The sequence below is a fragment of the Pseudomonas sp. S3_A09 genome (genome assembly GCF_054668065.1).
Genome location: NZ_CP162752.1, coordinates 3,605,890 through 3,621,656, shown reverse-complemented (window position 1 = coordinate 3,621,656; position 15,767 = coordinate 3,605,890). Strand labels below are relative to the sequence as shown.

Genomic DNA, 15,767 nt, shown 5'->3' with positions numbered 1-15,767 from the left:
GCCCTGGAGCAAAAGGCTGATGCGCGTCCTGATTATTGAAGATGAAGAAAAAACCGCGGATTACCTGCACCGCGGTCTGACGGAGCAAGGCTACACCGTCGATGTGGCGCGCGAAGGCGTCGAGGGGTTGCACCTGGCACTGGAAAACGACTACGCCGTGATCGTACTCGACGTGATGCTGCCCGGCCTCGACGGCTTTGGCGTGCTGCGCGCCTTGCGTGCGCGCAAGCAGACGCCGGTAATCATGCTCACCGCCCGCGAACGCGTGGAAGACCGCATCCGTGGCCTGCGCGAAGGCGCCGACGATTACCTGGGCAAGCCTTTCTCCTTCCTGGAACTGGTGGCCCGCCTGCAAGCCCTGACCCGCCGCAGCGGCGGCCACGAACCGGTGCAGGTGACAGTTGCCGACCTGTGGATCGACCTGATCAGCCGCAAGGCCAGCCGCAACGGCGTGCGCCTGGATCTGACCGCCAAGGAATTCTCACTGCTCAGCGTATTGGCGCGGCGCCAGGGCGAGATCCTGTCCAAGACCGCGATTGCGGAAATGGTCTGGGACATCAATTTCGACAGCGACGCCAACGTGGTGGAAGTCGCGATCAAGCGCCTGCGCGCCAAACTCGACGGGCCGTTCGACACCAAGCTGCTGCACACCATCCGTGGCATGGGCTATGTGCTGGAGAGCCGAAGTGTCAGCTAACTCCATTGCCCTGCGCCTGAGCAGCATGTTCACCCTGGTGGCGCTGCTGATCTTCCTATTGATCGGCGGCGCGTTGTACCAGCAGGTGGACCGCAGCCTCGGCTTGTTGCCGGGCGCCGAGCTGGATGCGCGCTACAGCGTGCTGGAGTCCTCAGTGAACCGCTTCGGTACACCGGACCATTGGGTGAAGATTCAGGCCAAGCTCAAGTTGTTGGGTGAGGAAGACAAGCGCATCCGCTTCTGGGTCGTGAGCAGTGATCCGAACTATGAGTACGGCAACCCCGATGCGCAGATCCGTGCCTTCGCCGAAGGCCCCACGGGCAAGCGCGACCTGCGCCTGCCGGGGCGCGAATACCCGCTCAAGGTGCTGGTGAGCCAGTTCCCGGCCAAGGATCAGCGTCCGCCCTTGCGTTTCATGATCGCCATCGACACCGAGAATTTCCGTGCCACCCAGCACCACTTGCTGGTCGCGCTGGTCGCCCTCTCGTTGGTGGGCGTGGTGCTGGCGTCGTTGCTGGGCTTCTGGGTCGCGCGCATCGGCCTCAAACCCCTGGGGAAACTCTCGGATGAGGCACAGAAACTCGCCCCACCCAAGCTCTCCGGACGCCTGCAACTGTCACCGTTGCCGCCGGAGTTGAGCCAGTTCGTCAACTCGTTCAATTCCACCCTCGACCGCGTGGAGCAGGCTTACTCACGCCTTGAGTCGTTCAATGCCGACGTGGCCCACGAACTGCGCTCGCCACTGACCAACCTGATCGGCCAGACCCAGGTTGCGCTGACTCGCGGGCGCTCTGCCGAGCATTATTTCGAGGTGCTTCAATCCAACCTCGAAGAGCTGGAGCGCCTGCGCTCGATCATCAACGACATGCTGTTCCTGGCCAGCGCCGACCAAGGCAGCAAGGCCACCAAGCTGACCGAAAGCTCCCTGGCCGATGAAGTGGCAACCACCCTCGACTACCTGGACTTCATCCTCGAAGACGCCCAGGTCAAGGTGCAGGTACGCGGCGATGCCAGGGTGCAGATCGAAAAAGCCCACCTGCGCCGCGCACTGATCAATCTGCTGAGCAACGCGGTGCAACACACAGCACCCGATCAGGTGATCGTGGTGAGCATCGAGCGACAGGACCATCAGGTAGCAATCGGCGTGACCAACCCCGGTGACGCGATTGCCAGCGAACACTTGCCGCGCCTGTTCGAACGCTTCTATCGAGTGGATGCATCGCGCAGCAACAGTGGGGCCAATCACGGCCTGGGCCTGGCCATCGTCAAGGCGATTGCCCTGATGCACAGCGGCGATGTGTTCGTACGCAGCGACGGCGGTGGGAATACGTTTGGCATTACCCTGCCGGTCTAACGCCTGACTGTTGCGATTTGGGCAACAGTCATTATCTTGTTACACTCTGTATCGCACCGCTCGCCTGCGTTAATTTGACGCATCGATGAGCGCGACGGCAAAGGCAGTCTCCGCTTACCCGAATTTCCCTCGACTTTTTTCCAGGGCTCTACACTGGGAATCTGTCTTAAAGCCGCTGACTTCAGCGGCTTTTTTTTGCCGTAAAAAAGGCCAGGCACCCCAACGACACTGGCCGTTTTCGATTGACCAAAGGAGCTCCACCGGTGAAGAACTCGCTGACGTTCACCCCGTTATTCCTCGCGATTGCAGCAACGATTGTCCCCCTTGCCCACGCGGCAGACTCCACCCCCGCCGACGGTTTCGTCGAAGGTGCCCACCTCAATATCAACACCCGCAACTACTACATGAACCGCGACCGTCGCGATATTCACACCGATGACAGCAAGGAATGGGGCCAGGGGTTTCTCGGCATCTTCGAGTCCGGCTACACCCAGGGCACGGTCGGTTTCGGCCTGGACGCCCACGCCATGCTCGGCCTCAAACTGGACGGCGGTGGCGGCACCGATGGCTCCAGCATCCTTCCGTACGGCAGCGGCAACGGCAAGGCGCCCGGCTCGTTCTCGACGGCCGGTGGCACCTTGAAAATGCGCGCATTCGATACCGAGCTGAAAGCCGGCGACCTGTTCCTCAATAACCCGGTGATTGCCGGCGGCGCGACCCGCATGTTGCCGCAGACTTTCCGTGGCGTGAGCCTGACCAACCACAGCCTCGACGGTTGGATGTTCGAAGGTGGCCAGGCCAGCTTCACCAAGCTCTATAACCAGAGCGGCCACCGTCGCATCGGCACCAGCTACGGCGCGCTGCCCGAGCACACGGACAGCCAGCACATGAACTGGGCCGGCGTGTCGTTCAGCGGTATCGACGGGCTGACCAGCAACCTCTACGCCGCCGAACTCAAGGACGTGTGGAATCAGTACTACTACGACCTGGACTACACCTATGTGGTGAACGAGATGATCAGTCTCAACCCCGGTCTGCATTACTACCACACCCAGGACACCGGGCAGTCGCTGCTGGGGGATATCGACAACAACACCTACAGCCTGCACTTCACCGTGGACGTCGGCCATCACAGCGTCACTGCCGCGTACCAGAGGGTCAACGGCAACACGCCGTTCGACTACATCGCCCAGGGCGACAGCGTGTACCTGGACAACTCACAGCAATACTCCGACTTCAACGGCCCCAACGAGCGTTCCTGGAAACTCAAGTACGCCTATAACTTCGGTGGACTGGGCCTGCCCGGCTTGACCTCGGCGGTGTCCTACATCAGCGGCAAGACCGACCTGACCAAGGTCGACCCGCAAAGCCGGGGCTATAGCGCCTGGTACAGCGCTGACGGCAAAGACGCCAAACACTGGGAACGGGATATCGACCTCAAGTACGTGGTACAGGGTGGCAAAGCCAAAGACCTGGCCGTGCGCCTGCAGTGGGCGACCAATCGCGGCAGCAACGGCTACTCGGCGGTGGATCGAGACGTGGATGAATACCGAGTGATCGTCGATTACCCGATCAACGTGTTCTGACACCCAGATCTTTCTTTTTTATCGGGTATTTAATTTTCATCGGGTAGATCTAAACTGCCAGTATTGTCCCGCTGAAGTCTGCCCGATGAGTCCTCCCCGCGTTCGAAGCTTACCGGCACGCCCAGAGCTATTTCTGATTCTGGGCAGTGGCCTTACTGTCGTCCTGATCGTGGTCATCGTCGCGGTGTTGCTGATCCGCGAACACGCGAGCACCCTGCAGGCCGCGACGCGCTCAACCACCAATATTGCGCAGTTGATCAATGCCGACGTGCTGCGTAACGTCGAACTCTACGACCTGGCCCTCAAAGGGTTGATTGCTGCCAGGCAACGTGAGGACCTGGCCCAGGTTTCCGCAAATATCCAACACTTGGTGCAGTTTGACCTGTCCACCGCTGCGCCTTTCAAAGGTGAAGTGCTGTTGTTGGATGCCAATGGCACAGTGATCGCCGATTCTTCCACCCTGCAGCCCACCCCACGCAATTTTGCCAACCGCGATTACTTCCAGGTGCATACCAAGGACGCCCAGGCCGGCTTGTATATCAGCCGGCCGTTCAAGATTCATTGCGACTGCGACCAGGTCTGGCGCATGGCATTCAGCCGTCGAGTGTCGGGGCCCAACGGTGAGTTTGCTGGCGTTGCGGTCGCGACCATGCGCCTGGCGTATTTCGACCAGCTCTTCAACACCGTGACCATCGGCAACGGCAGCAGCGTCAACCTGCTTAATAACCAAGGTTTTTTATTGGCCCAGCAGCCGCTGCTCGAAAGCGACATGATCGACAAGGACCTGAGCGAGCGACCGAATTTCAAGCGAATACTGCGTGAAGGCAGTGGCACCTTCCAGGCGATCTCTGCCATCAGCGGCACGGAACGCCTGTACACCTTCACCAATGTGGGTGAGCTACCGCTGATCGTTGTGGTTGCACTGTCCAGCCAAGATGTATTCGCCCGCTGGCAACGCGCCGCGCTGTTGACCAGTGGCGCCACTGGCATCCTGTGTATCGGTTTGTTATGGCTGACCTGGATGCTGCGCCGCGAACTGCGACGCCGTTATCGCGCAGAGCGCGTGCTGTCAGAACTGGCAGCCGTCGACGCCCTGACCGGCTTGGCCAACCGTCGCATTCTGGACGAACGCCTGCGCCTTGAATGGGACCGCGCGCAACGCTCGCTCGAACCACTGACCGTGCTGATGATCGACGTCGACCACTTCAAAGCCTTTAACGACCGCCATGGCCATCACGGTGGAGACGCGGCATTGCGCACCGTGGCGCAAGTGATAGGCGCCAATATCCGCCGCCCGGCTGATCTCGCGGCGCGTTATGGCGGTGAGGAATTCGCGGTGGTGCTGCCCCACACGGACGCGAAGGGTGCCTGGGTCATCGCCGAGCATATCCGCAGCAGCATCGAGCATTTGCCAAGGGTGGCGGGGGATGCGCAACCGATTACGGCGAGCATCGGCATGAGCACCTGGGACAAGCGTAGCCGGCTGTCGCTGGAAGCGTTGTTACTGAGTGCGGATCAGGCGTTGTATGAAGCCAAGCACAGCGGCCGAAACCGCATTGTCGAGGCTCAAACCCCCTCACTCTAGGATCAACGTCGTAGCCGACACATAAAAAAAGGCCACCCGAAGGCGGCCTTTCAAAACGAAAGAAAGAGAGTTGTTACTTACACCGCCGCAACGGGACGCATGTAAGAGATCGGTGCGGTGCTGGCATCTTCGAAGGTCACAACTTCCCAAGCGTCTGTCTGCTCAATCAACTTGCGCAGCAGCTGGTTGTTAAGGGCGTGGCCCGACTTGAAGCCTTTGAACTCGCCTATCAGGCTATTGCCCAGCAGGTAGAGGTCACCGATTGCATCGAGGATCTTGTGCTTCACGAATTCGTCTTCGTAGCGAAGGCCGTCTTCGTTCAGTACACCATCCGCGTCGACCACAATGGCGTTTTCAACGCTGCCGCCGAGTGCGAGGTTGTGCTTGCGCAGGTACTCGATGTCACTCATGAAACCAAAGGTACGGGCGCGGCTGACTTCTTTTACGAACGAAGTGCTGGAAAAATCCACGCTTGCACTTTGGGTGCGGTCACGGAATACCGGGTGATCGAAATCGATCTCAAAGCTCACTTTGAAGCCTTCGAACGGGACGAAGGTGGCGCGCTTGTCGCCGTCTTCTACTGTCACTTCCCGCAGAATGCGAATGAACTTCTTGGCTGCGTCCTGTTCTTCCAGGCCGGCAGATTGAATCAAGAATACGAAGGGTCCAGCGCTGCCATCCATGATCGGGACTTCGGACGCGGAGAGCTCGACGTAGGCGTTATCGATGCCCAGGCCAGCCATGGCCGAGAGCAAGTGCTCCACCGTGTCCACTTTGACGTCACCGTTGACCAATGTGGTCGACATGGTGGTTTCGCCAACGTTTTCCGCGCGAGCAGGAATCTGCACCACAGGGTCCAGGTCGGCACGCACAAACACGATGCCGGTGTCGACAGGTGCAGGCTTGAGGGTCAGGTATACCTTCTCCCCGGAGTGCAGACCTACACCTGTGGCACGAATAATATTCTTCAGGGTGCGTTGTTTAATCATGGCTTGGACCGCTTCAGCGCAAATTGCGAACTGGTATCAACAAAGGCTGGCGATAATAGCAGACCAGACCTTTGCTGAACACCAATCACCTTCATAGCCCTGATACATTCCATTAATCGGCCTGACGACGCAGGAATGCCGGGATGTCCAGGTAGTCCAGATCATCTTGCGGATTCGGGCTACGGGACGCTGCAGCACCGGCCTGGGCCTGGTTGCGCATCACGGTCGGACGGTCCAGGTCACGGTAGTTCACAGACGGCAGTTCCTGGCGCGCAGGCGCTGGAGCGGCAGCTTGCTGGCTGGCATGGTTGGTATGGACGGTATTGTCGATGACCTTCACAGGCTTCTCGATTTTTGCGCCCAGGCCGGTCGCAACCACGGTTACATGCAGCTCGTCGCGCATGTCCGGATCGATCACGGTACCGACTTTGACCATGGCGTGCTCGGAAGCGAAGGCTTCGATGATGCTACCCACGTCGGAGTACTCACCCAGGGACAGGTCAGGACCGGCGGTGATATTCACCAGGATACCGCGTGCACCTTGCAGGTTCACGTCTTCCAGCAACGGGTTGCGGATGGCCGCTTCAGTGGCTTCACGCGCACGATTCGGACCGCTGGCGCAGCCAGTGCCCATCATCGCCATGCCCATTTCGCTCATCACGGTACGGACGTCGGCAAAGTCGACGTTGATCATGCCTGGGCGCTTGATGATGTCGGAGATACCGCGAACGGCACCGGCCAGTACATCGTCAGCCTTGGCGAAGGCGGACAGCAAGCTTGCGTCCTTGCCCAGGATGGTCAGCAACTTCTCGTTGGGGATGGTGATCAACGAGTCGACGCTTTCAGACAGCAGACGGATGCCTTCGTCGGCGATCTGCATGCGCTTGCGACCTTCGAACGGGAACGGACGGGTTACGACAGCCACCGTCAGAATGCCCATTTCCTTGGCCACTTCGGCAATGATCGGCGCAGCACCGGTACCGGTACCGCCGCCCATGCCGGTGGTGATGAACACCATGTTGGTGCCTTGCAGCACTTCGGCAATACGCTCGCGGTCTTCCAGCGCGGCTTGACGGCCGACTTCCGGGTTGGCGCCAGCGCCGAGGCCTTTGGTCACGGCTGTGCCCAATTGCAGGATGGTCCGCGCGCCGATACTTTTCAGCGCCTGGGCATCAGTGTTGGCGCAGATGAACTCAACGCCTTCAATGTTGCTCTTGACCATGTGGTTGACAGCGTTGCCGCCGCCACCGCCGACACCGATCACTTTGATGACCGGGCTTGCGGGGATGTTGTCTACGAGTTCGAACATGTTCCCTCTCCTTTCGTTTTCTCTAGTTTTTTCGCCTACTGCTTATTGCGGTGCTGCGGTGTCGCGGTAAATCTTTAGAAGTTGCCCTTGACCCATGCCTGCAACCGCTCGAACAACGGCGCTTTGGCCTCGTCGTCGCTGCGGTAGCTGTCACGGTTGCTTGGGCCCGACAGGGAAATGCCGTCGGTCTGCTTTTGCAGCCCGTACAACAGCAAGCCCACACCGGTGGAATAAATCGGGTTGCGTACCACATCGCCCAGGCCTTTGACGCCATGGGGCACGCCCAGGCGAACCGGCATGTGGAAGATTTCCTCGGCCAACTCGACCGCGCCTTCCATCTTCGAGGTACCACCGGTCAGCACGATGCCTGCCGGGATCAGGTCTTCGTAGCCGCTGCGGCGCAGTTCAGCCTGGATCAGGGTGAACAGTTCGTCGTAGCGCGGCTCGACCACTTCGGCCAGGGCCTGGCGCGACAGTTCGCGCGGTGGACGGTCACCCACGCTCGGCACCTTGATGGTCTCGCCGGCACCGGCCAACTTGGCCAGGGCGCAGGCGTAGCGGATCTTGATTTCTTCGGCGTACTGGGTCGGTGTACGCAGCGCCATGGCGATGTCGTTGGTCACCTGGTCACCGGCAATCGGGATCACGGCGGTGTGACGGATCGCACCCTCGGTGAAGATCGCGATGTCGGTGGTGCCACCGCCGATGTCGACCAGGCAGACGCCCAGTTCTTTTTCGTCGTCGGTCAGTACCGAGTAGGCCGAGGCCAACTGCTCGAGAATGATGTCGTCGATTTCCAGACCGCAGCGGCGCACGCATTTTTCAATGTTCTGTGCGGCGTTGACGGCGCAAGTCACGACGTGAACCTTGGCCTCCAGACGTACCCCCGACATGCCCAGAGGCTCGCGAACGCCTTCCTGGTTGTCGATCACGTAGTCCTGCGGCAGGGTGTGCAGCACGCGCTGGTCCGCCGGGATCGCCACGGCCTGGGCGGCGTCGAGGACGCGCTCAAGGTCGGCGGAGCTGACTTCGCGGTCGCGGATCGCCACGATGCCGTGGGAGTTCAGGCTGCGGATATGGTTGCCCGCCACGCCGACGAACGCCGAGTGGATCCGGCAACCGGCCATCAGCTGCGCTTCTTCGATGGCGCGCTGGATCGATTGCACGGTGGACTCGATGTTCACCACCACGCCCTTCTTCAGGCCCCGGGACGGATGCGTGCCAATACCGACGATTTCGATGACGCCGTCTTCCCCGACCTCGCCCACCAGCGCCACCACTTTGGAGGTGCCGATATCGAGACCGACGATCATTTTTCCGCTTTGCACGTTTGCCATGGGTCCTGCCTCTTCTTAATTCTTCGCGACAGCGGGTTGCGCTGCCGTGGGCGCAGCCGGTTCACGCCAGCCGACGGCAAGGCCGTTGGCGTAACGCAGGTCGACGCTCGCAATGTTCGTAATCTGTTCTTTCAAGGTCTTGTCATAGATGGCAATGAAGCGGCGCATCTTTTCCACCAAGCGGTCGCGTCCCAGCAACAACTGGATGCCCGGGCCGGAACTGCCTGCCCCGGTCGTCAAAAACCAACTGCCCCGTTCACGCAATTCCAGGCGTGCGATGGAGAAGCCCATTGGCCGCAGCATCTGGCTCAAGGCCTGGTACTGCTGCATCACTTGTTGCTGTGCCCGCTGCGGCCCGAACAGCTGCGGCAGGTGTTCATAGTTCGCCAGTTCACGCGGGGTGAACGCCTGGCCCTGGTTGTTCAACAGCGCTTCGTCACCCCAACGGGCCACCGGCAGCTGTTCTTCCAGGCGGATCGTCACCTGGTCCGGCCATACGCGGCGGACTTCGGCGTGGGCGATCCACGGCATCTGTTCCAGCTCCGAGCGCATGCCGGCCAGGTCGATGGTAAAGAAGCTCGCCGCCAGGTACGGGCCGATGCGCTGCTGTACCGCTTGCTGGCTGATGTAGCTCAAGTCGCCCTGCACGCTGATCTTGGTGATCGGCCGGTCGGCATACGGCAACAGACGTTGCGCGCCTTCATAGGTTCCGAAGCCCAGCACCACCAGCAAAACCGGCCAGTACAGCGCCTTTAGGAAACCGAAGTTGGCTTTCGGCAGGCGCGCCGACATCGGCTCTTTAGCCACCATTCGACTGGCACCCCGCGGCACCGGCTTGCGGCTCGGTGCTTGTGGGGGCTGATGACGAAGCGATGCGCCTTTCATGTCCTTAGCCTCTTGGCTCAATGCTGTCGGCCAGGATCGCCAGCACTAACTGCTGGAAGTCCAAACCGGCCGCACGGGCTGCCATAGGTACCAAGCTGTGATCCGTCATGCCCGGTGCGGTGTTGACTTCCAGGAACCAGAAATTCCCTTGGTCATCCTGCATCACGTCTGCTCGCGCCCAACCGGCGATACCCAGCGCCTCACAGGCTTTCGCCGTGAGGTCCATCAATTCCTGTTCTTTGCTTGCGTCAAGGCCGCAGGGGACCCGGTACTGGGTATCGGAAGCCAGGTACTTGGCGTCGTAGTCGTAAAAGGTGTGGGGCGTGCCCAATGCGATAGGCGGCAATACCTGGCCACGCAGGGTGGCGATGGTGTACTCGGGACCCTGGATCCACTGTTCCACCAACACTTGCGAATCGTAGGTACTTGCCGCTTTCCATGCGTCGATCAATTCGGCGGCCGAGTTCACTTTGGCCATGCCGATACTGGAGCCTTCATGGGCTGGTTTGACGATCAAAGGCAGGCCCAGTTCCTTGGCGGCAGAAATACAATCGTCTTCGCTGCACAGAACACTGTGACGCGGGGTCGGAATACCCAGGCTGTGCCACACCTGTTTGGTGCGCAACTTGTCCATCGCCAGCGCGGAAGCCAGGATGCCACTGCCGGTGTAGGGGATGCCGGCGCACTCCAGCAGGCCTTGCATGCTGCCGTCTTCACCGCCACGGCCGTGGAGGATGATGAAGGCGCGGTCGATCTTCTCGGCCTGCAGGCGGGCGATGAAGTCATCGCCCACGTCGATGCCGAAGGCGTTCACGCCTGCGGTTTGCAGGGCGTCGAGCACGGCGTTGCCGGACTTGAGCGAGACTTCGCGTTCAGCGCTTTTGCCACCGAACAACACCGCTACGCGACCGAAGTCGGCAGGTGCGATTGTCGAGAGCAGGGAGCCGTAGTCGTTGATCATTTCGACTTCCCCTTGGCCGCCGCAAACAGCGGGCTCGCCAGCAACTTAGGCGCAAGACCACCGATATCACCGGCCCCCTGGCACAGCAAAATGTCACCGGCCCGCAGCAGCGGCTTGACGATGGGCGCCAGGTCCACACCACGTTCGATGTAGATCGGGTCCAACTGGCCACGCTGACGGATGCTGTTGCACAGCTTGCGGCTGTCGGCGCCCGGAATCGGTTCTTCACCAGCCGGATAGACTTCCATCAGCAGCAGCACGTTGGCATCGGCCAGTACATTGACGAAGTCGTCATACAGGTCGCGGGTACGGCTGTAGCGGTGCGGCTGGTAGACCATCACCAGGCGGCGCTCCGGCCAGCCACCGCGTACGGCCTTGATCACGGCAGCCACTTCAGTCGGGTGGTGACCGTAGTCGTCCACCAGCATCACGTCACCACCGTCTACCGGCAACTGGCCGTATACCTGGAAACGGCGGCCCACGCCGGCGAAGCGCGACAGGCCTTCGACGATGGCTTCATCGCTGACGCCCTCGTCGGTGGCGATGCAGATGGTCGCCAGGGAATTGAGTACGTTGTGGTTGCCCGGCATGTTCACCGATACATCCAGCGGCTCGCGGTCGGGACGCAACACGGTAAAGAAGGTTTGCATGCCTTCCTGGCGCACATTGATCGCACGCACGTCAGCGTCTTCGCTGAAGCCGTAGGTCACGGTCGGACGCTTGACCAGTGGCAGGATTTCGCGCACCACCGGATCGTCCAGGCACACCACGGCCAGACCGTAGAACGGCAGGTTGTGCAGAAACTCGACGAAGGTTTTCTTCAACTTGTTGAAGTCCCCGTCGTAGGTCGCCATGTGGTCTTCGTCGATATTGGTGACCACGGCGACCAGCGGTTGCAGGTGCAGGAAGCTCGCGTCACTTTCGTCGGCTTCGGCGATCAGGTAACGGCTGGTGCCCAGTTGTGCATTGGTACCGGCTGCATTCAGACGGCCACCGATGACGAACGTCGGGTCCAGGCCACCGGCCGCGAACACGGAGGCGATCAGGCTGGTGGTGGTGGTTTTGCCGTGGGTACCGGCGACGGCAATGCCGTGGCGATAGCGCATCAGCTCGGCCAGCATCTCGGCGCGTGGCACCACGGGAATGCGACGCTCAAGGGCAGTGGCCACTTCCGGGTTGGAGGTGTTCACGGCGCTGGACACCACCAGCACATCGGCCTCGGCGGCGTTCTCGGCGCGGTGGCCGATGAAGATCTGTGCACCAAAGGTTTTCAGGCGTTCAGTGACCGGCGACTCTTTCAAGTCAGAGCCGGACACCTGGTAGCCCAGGTTCAGCAACACTTCGGCAATGCCACACATGCCCACGCCGCCAATGCCGACGAAGTGGATACGACGGATGCGGCGCATTTCCGGTTGCGGCATGGCTTTCTGATTCTCAACCATGGGCCACCTCCAGGCAGATATCCACCACAGTGCGGGTTGCGTCAGGTTTGGCCAGGCGGCTTGCGGTGCTCGCCATGCTATTGAGTCGTTCCGGTTGCATCAAAACCTCGGTCAGGCGTGCGGCCAAATCGGCGGCGCCAGTCGTTCTTTGCGGCAGCAGGAAGGCAGCGCCCTCCCCGGCCAAATATTCGGCGTTGCGGGTCTGGTGATCGTCGATCGCGTGGGGCAAAGGCACCAGCAAGGACGGCAGACCGGCGGCGGCCAGTTCACTGACGGTCAGCGCACCGGAGCGGCAGACCACCAGGTCGGCCCAGCCATAGGCATGGGCCATGTCTTTGATGAAGGGCTGTACGTTCGCCTCGACACCGGCTTCGCGATAACGCGTGGCGGTGACTTCACCGTGGTGCTTGCCGGCCTGATGGAAGACCTCCGGGCGCAATTCCACAGGGAGTTGCGCCAGTGCTTCCGGCAGCAGTTTGTTCAACGGCTCGGAGCCCAGGCTGCCGCCCATGACTAGCAGGTGCACCTTGCGCCCCGCCAGTGCTTCACGGGCGATGCCCATAAACAGTTCAGTGCGCACCGGGTTGCCGGTGGTACGCAGTTTGTCCGAGGCGCCAAAGGTCTTCGGAAACGCCTCGCACACCCGTGCAGCCAGCGGCACCAGCAGGCGGTTGGCGGTACCGGCGACGGCGTTCTGCTCGTGCACGATCACCGGTACACCGGCGAGCTTGGCGGCGACACCACCAGGACCGGTCACATACCCACCAAAACCGAGTACACACACCGGCTTCAGTTCACGAATCACTTTGCGCGCCTGCCACACCGCCTTGAGCAATACGAACGGCGCCTTGAGCAGGGACAACTTGCTCTTGCCACGCAAGCCGGTGACGTTGATCAGGTGCAGCGGCAAGCCGGCATTCGGCACCAGTTCGTTCTCGATGCCACGCGGCGTGCCCAGCCAGTGCACGGAGTAGCCACGGTCCTGGAATTCCCGCGCACAGGCCAACGCAGGGAACACATGGCCCCCGGTGCCGCCCGCCATGATCAGCACGTTAGCGCCCATGGGGTGGCTCCTCGGCAAAATCGCTTTCGCTGAATTCCATCTCTTCGCTGCCCAGGTGGGTTCGACTCTCCCACTCGATGCGCAGCAACAAGCCCAGGCACGCACAGCAAATCACCAACGAACTGCCGCCGTAACTGAGAAACGGCAAAGTCAGGCCCTTGGTCGGCAGCAGGCCGACGTTCACACCGATGTTGATCAGGAACTGGCCGATCCACAGGAACGACAAGCCGTAGGCCACATAGGCGGCGAAATACTGTTTGGCCTTCTCGGCCCACAAGCCGATGTACATACCGCGTACACACACGAACACGAACAACGCAACGGTGCACAGCGAACCCACCACGCCCAGCTCTTCGGCGAGTACCGAGAACACGAAGTCGGTGTGCGCTTCCGGCAGGTAGAACTGCTTCTGCACGCTGTTGCCCAGGCCCACGCCCAGCCATTCGCCGCGACCGAAGGCGATCAGCGCCTGGGTCAACTGGTAGCCGGAACCGAACTGGTCGGCCCACGGGTCGGTAAAGGTAATCAGACGGGCCATCCGGTAAGGTTGCGCCTGCACCAGCACCGTCACAGCGGCCACGGCCAGCACCACCATCAAGGTGAAACGGAACAGACCGACGCCCCCCAGGAATAGCATCGCTGCGGCCGCGCCCATCATCACCACGGTGGCCCCGAAGTCGGGCTCCATCAGCAACAGGCCGGCCATGGGCAGCAGTACGATGAACGGCTTGAAGAAGCCCATCCAGCTTTCGCGTACTTCTTTCTGGCGACGTACGAGGTAACCGGCGAGGTAGATCACCACAAACACCTTGGCGATTTCCGACGGTTGCACGTTGAACGCACCGAAGCCGATCCAGCGCATCGAACCGTTCACCTCGCGTCCGATGCCGGGCAGGATCACCATGATCAGCAAGCCGAACGCACCGATCAGCATCATCCAACCCAGGCGCTGCCAGGTGGCGATAGGGATCATCATAGTGACGATGCACGCGCCGAGACCGATCACCAGGTACACCAGGTGACGGATCATCATGTACAGGGTGTTGCCCGACTGCACGGCGGCCACTTCGGAAGACGCCGAAGTGATCATCACCAGGCCCAGGCCCAACAGCGCCAGGCAACCGGCGAGCATTGGGAAATCGAGGTCGATACCGCGCCCCGTGATGATCGGCGACGGGTAGGGCTTGATGATGTTCCGAAAGTCGATACTCATGCCAAGGCCTCCACGGCGCGGGCGAACAGCTGGCCGCGCTCTTCGTAGTTCTTGAACATGTCGAAGCTGGCGCACGCCGGCGACAGCAGCACCGCATCACCTGGCTGGGCCAGGGCCTTGCACTGAGCGATGGCGTCGTCCAGGGACGTGGCGCGCACTTGCGGCACCGCGTCGCCGAGGGCGGCGGCGATCAAATCGGAGTCGCGCCCCATCAGCACCACGGCACGGCAATGTTCGGCAACCGGGCCTTTAAGGTCCTTGAAGTCGGCACCCTTGCCGTCGCCACCGGCGATCAGCACCAGCTTGCCTTCGATGTCGGCGCCGAGGCCTTCGATGGCCGCCAGGGCCGCACCGACATTGGTGGCCTTGGAGTCGTTGTAATAGCTGACGCCGTCAAGATCGCGCACCCATTGGCAACGATGTTCCAGGCCACCGAAGGTACGCAGGGCCGACAACATGGCGTCAAACGGCAGCCCAACGGCATGACCCAGTGCCAAGGCCGCCAGGGCGTTGGACTGGTTATGGGCGCCACGGATTTTCAGCTCGCGCACCGGCATCAGGTTCTGGAATTCGAAGGCCAGGTATTTCTCGCCGTTCTCTTCGCGAATACCGAAGGCCTTGAAATCAGGTTTGCCCAGGCCGAAGGTCCAGCACGGCAGGCCCTCGCCCATCAACGGACGGCTCAACGCATCTTGACGGTTGACCACCACCTGCTTGGCGCCACGGAAGATCCGGTGCTTGGCCAAGTGATAGGCCGGCAGGCCGCTGTAGCGGTCCATGTGGTCTTCACTCACGTTCAACACGGTGGCCACTTCGGCGCCGAGGTCGTGGGTGGTTTCCAGCTGGAAGCTCGACAGCTCCATCACGTACAGCTCGACGTCGTCGCTGAGCAGGTCGAGTGCCGGTGTGCCCAAGTTGCCGCCTACGGCCACACGTTTACCGGCCGCAGCCGCCATCTCGCCGACCAGGGTGGTCACGGTGCTTTTCGCGTTGGAACCGCTGATAGCCACGATCGGCGCCTGCGCGTTACGTGCGAACAGATCGATGTCGCCGGACAGTTTCACACCACGGGCGGCGGCGGCTTGCAGGGCCGGGGTCGCGATGGCGAGGCCGGGGCTCACGTAGAGCTCATCGGCACGGCACAGAAACTCGACATCCAGCTCGCCACAACGCACTTCCACGTGCGGGTAGTCACGGCGCAGCGTGACCAGCTCCGGTGGATTTTCCCGCGTGTCGGCCACGGCAAACGGCTTGCCCCGGCTCGCCAGGAAGCGAACCAGGGACATGCCGCTCTTGCCGAGGCCGACAACGATGCGGAAGTGGTCTGAAGCGATCAGGGACACTCG

13 protein-coding genes are annotated in these 15,767 nt (G+C 61.2%); 4 read left to right on the top strand and 9 right to left on the bottom strand.

Going from position 1 to position 15,767, the window contains the following annotated elements; genetic code table 11:
• Nucleotides 1-19: 19 nt before the first annotated feature.
• The 4 genes from AB4N92_RS16915 to AB4N92_RS16900 all read left to right on the top strand — a co-directional run bounded on the left by AB4N92_RS16915 (nucleotide 20) and on the right by AB4N92_RS16900 (nucleotide 5,222).
• A complete protein-coding gene (locus tag AB4N92_RS16915) occupies nucleotides 20-697 on the top strand; it encodes a heavy metal response regulator transcription factor (RefSeq protein ID WP_010213025.1) in 678 nt (225 codons plus the stop codon).
• Nucleotides 687-2,051: a heavy metal sensor histidine kinase gene (locus AB4N92_RS16910; RefSeq protein WP_236266863.1), complete on the top strand. Its 1,365-nt coding sequence runs from the start codon at nucleotides 687-689 to the stop codon at nucleotides 2,049-2,051. The genes AB4N92_RS16915 and AB4N92_RS16910 overlap by 11 nt, the downstream gene beginning before the upstream one ends.
• 263 nt (nucleotides 2,052-2,314) lie before the next feature.
• Entirely contained in the window at nucleotides 2,315-3,637 is a 1,323-nt protein-coding gene (locus AB4N92_RS16905; protein ID WP_010213027.1) for an OprD family porin, read from the top strand.
• An 85-nt stretch (nucleotides 3,638-3,722) separates the two neighbouring features.
• On the top strand, nucleotides 3,723-5,222 hold the full coding sequence (locus AB4N92_RS16900; protein WP_010213028.1) for a sensor domain-containing diguanylate cyclase: 1,500 nt from the start codon (nucleotides 3,723-3,725) through the stop codon (nucleotides 5,220-5,222).
• Between the two features lie 77 nt (nucleotides 5,223-5,299).
• Here AB4N92_RS16900 and lpxC read toward each other — a convergent pair whose 3' ends face one another.
• The 9 genes from lpxC to murD form a co-directional block, all read right to left on the bottom strand.
• A complete protein-coding gene (lpxC, locus tag AB4N92_RS16895) occupies nucleotides 5,300-6,211 on the bottom strand; it encodes a UDP-3-O-acyl-N-acetylglucosamine deacetylase (protein WP_003171886.1) in 912 nt (303 codons plus the stop codon).
• Nucleotides 6,212-6,323: 112 nt separating this feature from the next.
• Nucleotides 6,324-7,520, bottom strand: a complete 1,197-nt coding sequence (gene ftsZ, locus AB4N92_RS16890) for a cell division protein FtsZ (protein ID WP_010213029.1) — start codon at nucleotides 7,518-7,520, stop codon at nucleotides 6,324-6,326.
• Nucleotides 7,521-7,594: 74 nt separating this feature from the next.
• Nucleotides 7,595-8,857 (bottom strand): cell division protein FtsA, encoded by a 1,263-nt coding sequence (ftsA, locus tag AB4N92_RS16885; RefSeq protein ID WP_010213031.1) that lies wholly within the window; start codon nucleotides 8,855-8,857, stop codon nucleotides 7,595-7,597.
• Between the two features lie 15 nt (nucleotides 8,858-8,872).
• Nucleotides 8,873-9,742, bottom strand: a complete 870-nt coding sequence (locus AB4N92_RS16880; RefSeq protein WP_010213032.1) for a cell division protein FtsQ/DivIB — start codon at nucleotides 9,740-9,742, stop codon at nucleotides 8,873-8,875.
• Nucleotides 9,743-9,746: 4 nt separating this feature from the next.
• Nucleotides 9,747-10,703, bottom strand: a complete 957-nt coding sequence (locus tag AB4N92_RS16875; protein ID WP_236266864.1) for a D-alanine--D-alanine ligase — start codon at nucleotides 10,701-10,703, stop codon at nucleotides 9,747-9,749.
• Nucleotides 10,700-12,145, bottom strand: coding sequence for a UDP-N-acetylmuramate--L-alanine ligase (gene murC, locus AB4N92_RS16870; RefSeq protein WP_010213034.1), 1,446 nt, complete (start codon nucleotides 12,143-12,145; stop codon nucleotides 10,700-10,702). The genes AB4N92_RS16875 and murC overlap by 4 nt, the downstream gene beginning before the upstream one ends.
• Nucleotides 12,138-13,208, bottom strand: coding sequence for an undecaprenyldiphospho-muramoylpentapeptide beta-N-acetylglucosaminyltransferase (gene murG, locus AB4N92_RS16865; RefSeq protein ID WP_010213036.1), 1,071 nt, complete (start codon nucleotides 13,206-13,208; stop codon nucleotides 12,138-12,140). The genes murC and murG overlap by 8 nt, the downstream gene beginning before the upstream one ends.
• A complete protein-coding gene (gene ftsW / locus AB4N92_RS16860; protein WP_010213037.1) occupies nucleotides 13,198-14,421 on the bottom strand; it encodes a putative lipid II flippase FtsW in 1,224 nt (407 codons plus the stop codon). Before ftsW ends, murG begins: the two co-directional genes overlap by 11 nt.
• On the bottom strand, nucleotides 14,418-15,764 hold the full coding sequence (gene murD, locus AB4N92_RS16855) for a UDP-N-acetylmuramoyl-L-alanine--D-glutamate ligase (protein ID WP_010213038.1): 1,347 nt from the start codon (nucleotides 15,762-15,764) through the stop codon (nucleotides 14,418-14,420). The genes ftsW and murD overlap by 4 nt, the downstream gene beginning before the upstream one ends.
• Nucleotides 15,765-15,767 lie beyond the last annotated feature (3 nt).

Excerpts from the sequence above, each read along its gene's own strand:
- AB4N92_RS16915 (WP_010213025.1), top strand. The coding sequence starts at position 20 with ATGCGCGTCCTGATTATTGAAGATGAAGAAAAAACCGCGGATTACCTG.
- AB4N92_RS16900 (WP_010213028.1), top strand. The coding sequence starts at position 3,723 with ATGAGTCCTCCCCGCGTTCGAAGCTTACCGGCACGCCCAGAGCTATTT.
- lpxC (WP_003171886.1), bottom strand. The coding sequence starts at position 6,211 with ATGATTAAACAACGCACCCTGAAGAATATTATTCGTGCCACAGGTGTA.
- ftsZ (WP_010213029.1), bottom strand. The coding sequence starts at position 7,520 with ATGTTCGAACTCGTAGACAACATCCCCGCAAGCCCGGTCATCAAAGTG.
- ftsA (WP_010213031.1), bottom strand. The coding sequence starts at position 8,857 with ATGGCAAACGTGCAAAGCGGAAAAATGATCGTCGGTCTCGATATCGGC.
- AB4N92_RS16880 (WP_010213032.1), bottom strand. The coding sequence starts at position 9,742 with ATGAAAGGCGCATCGCTTCGTCATCAGCCCCCACAAGCACCGAGCCGC.
- AB4N92_RS16875 (WP_236266864.1), bottom strand. The coding sequence starts at position 10,703 with ATGATCAACGACTACGGCTCCCTGCTCTCGACAATCGCACCTGCCGAC.
- murC (WP_010213034.1), bottom strand. The coding sequence starts at position 12,145 with ATGGTTGAGAATCAGAAAGCCATGCCGCAACCGGAAATGCGCCGCATC.
- murG (WP_010213036.1), bottom strand. The coding sequence starts at position 13,208 with ATGGGCGCTAACGTGCTGATCATGGCGGGCGGCACCGGGGGCCATGTG.
- ftsW (WP_010213037.1), bottom strand. The coding sequence starts at position 14,421 with ATGAGTATCGACTTTCGGAACATCATCAAGCCCTACCCGTCGCCGATC.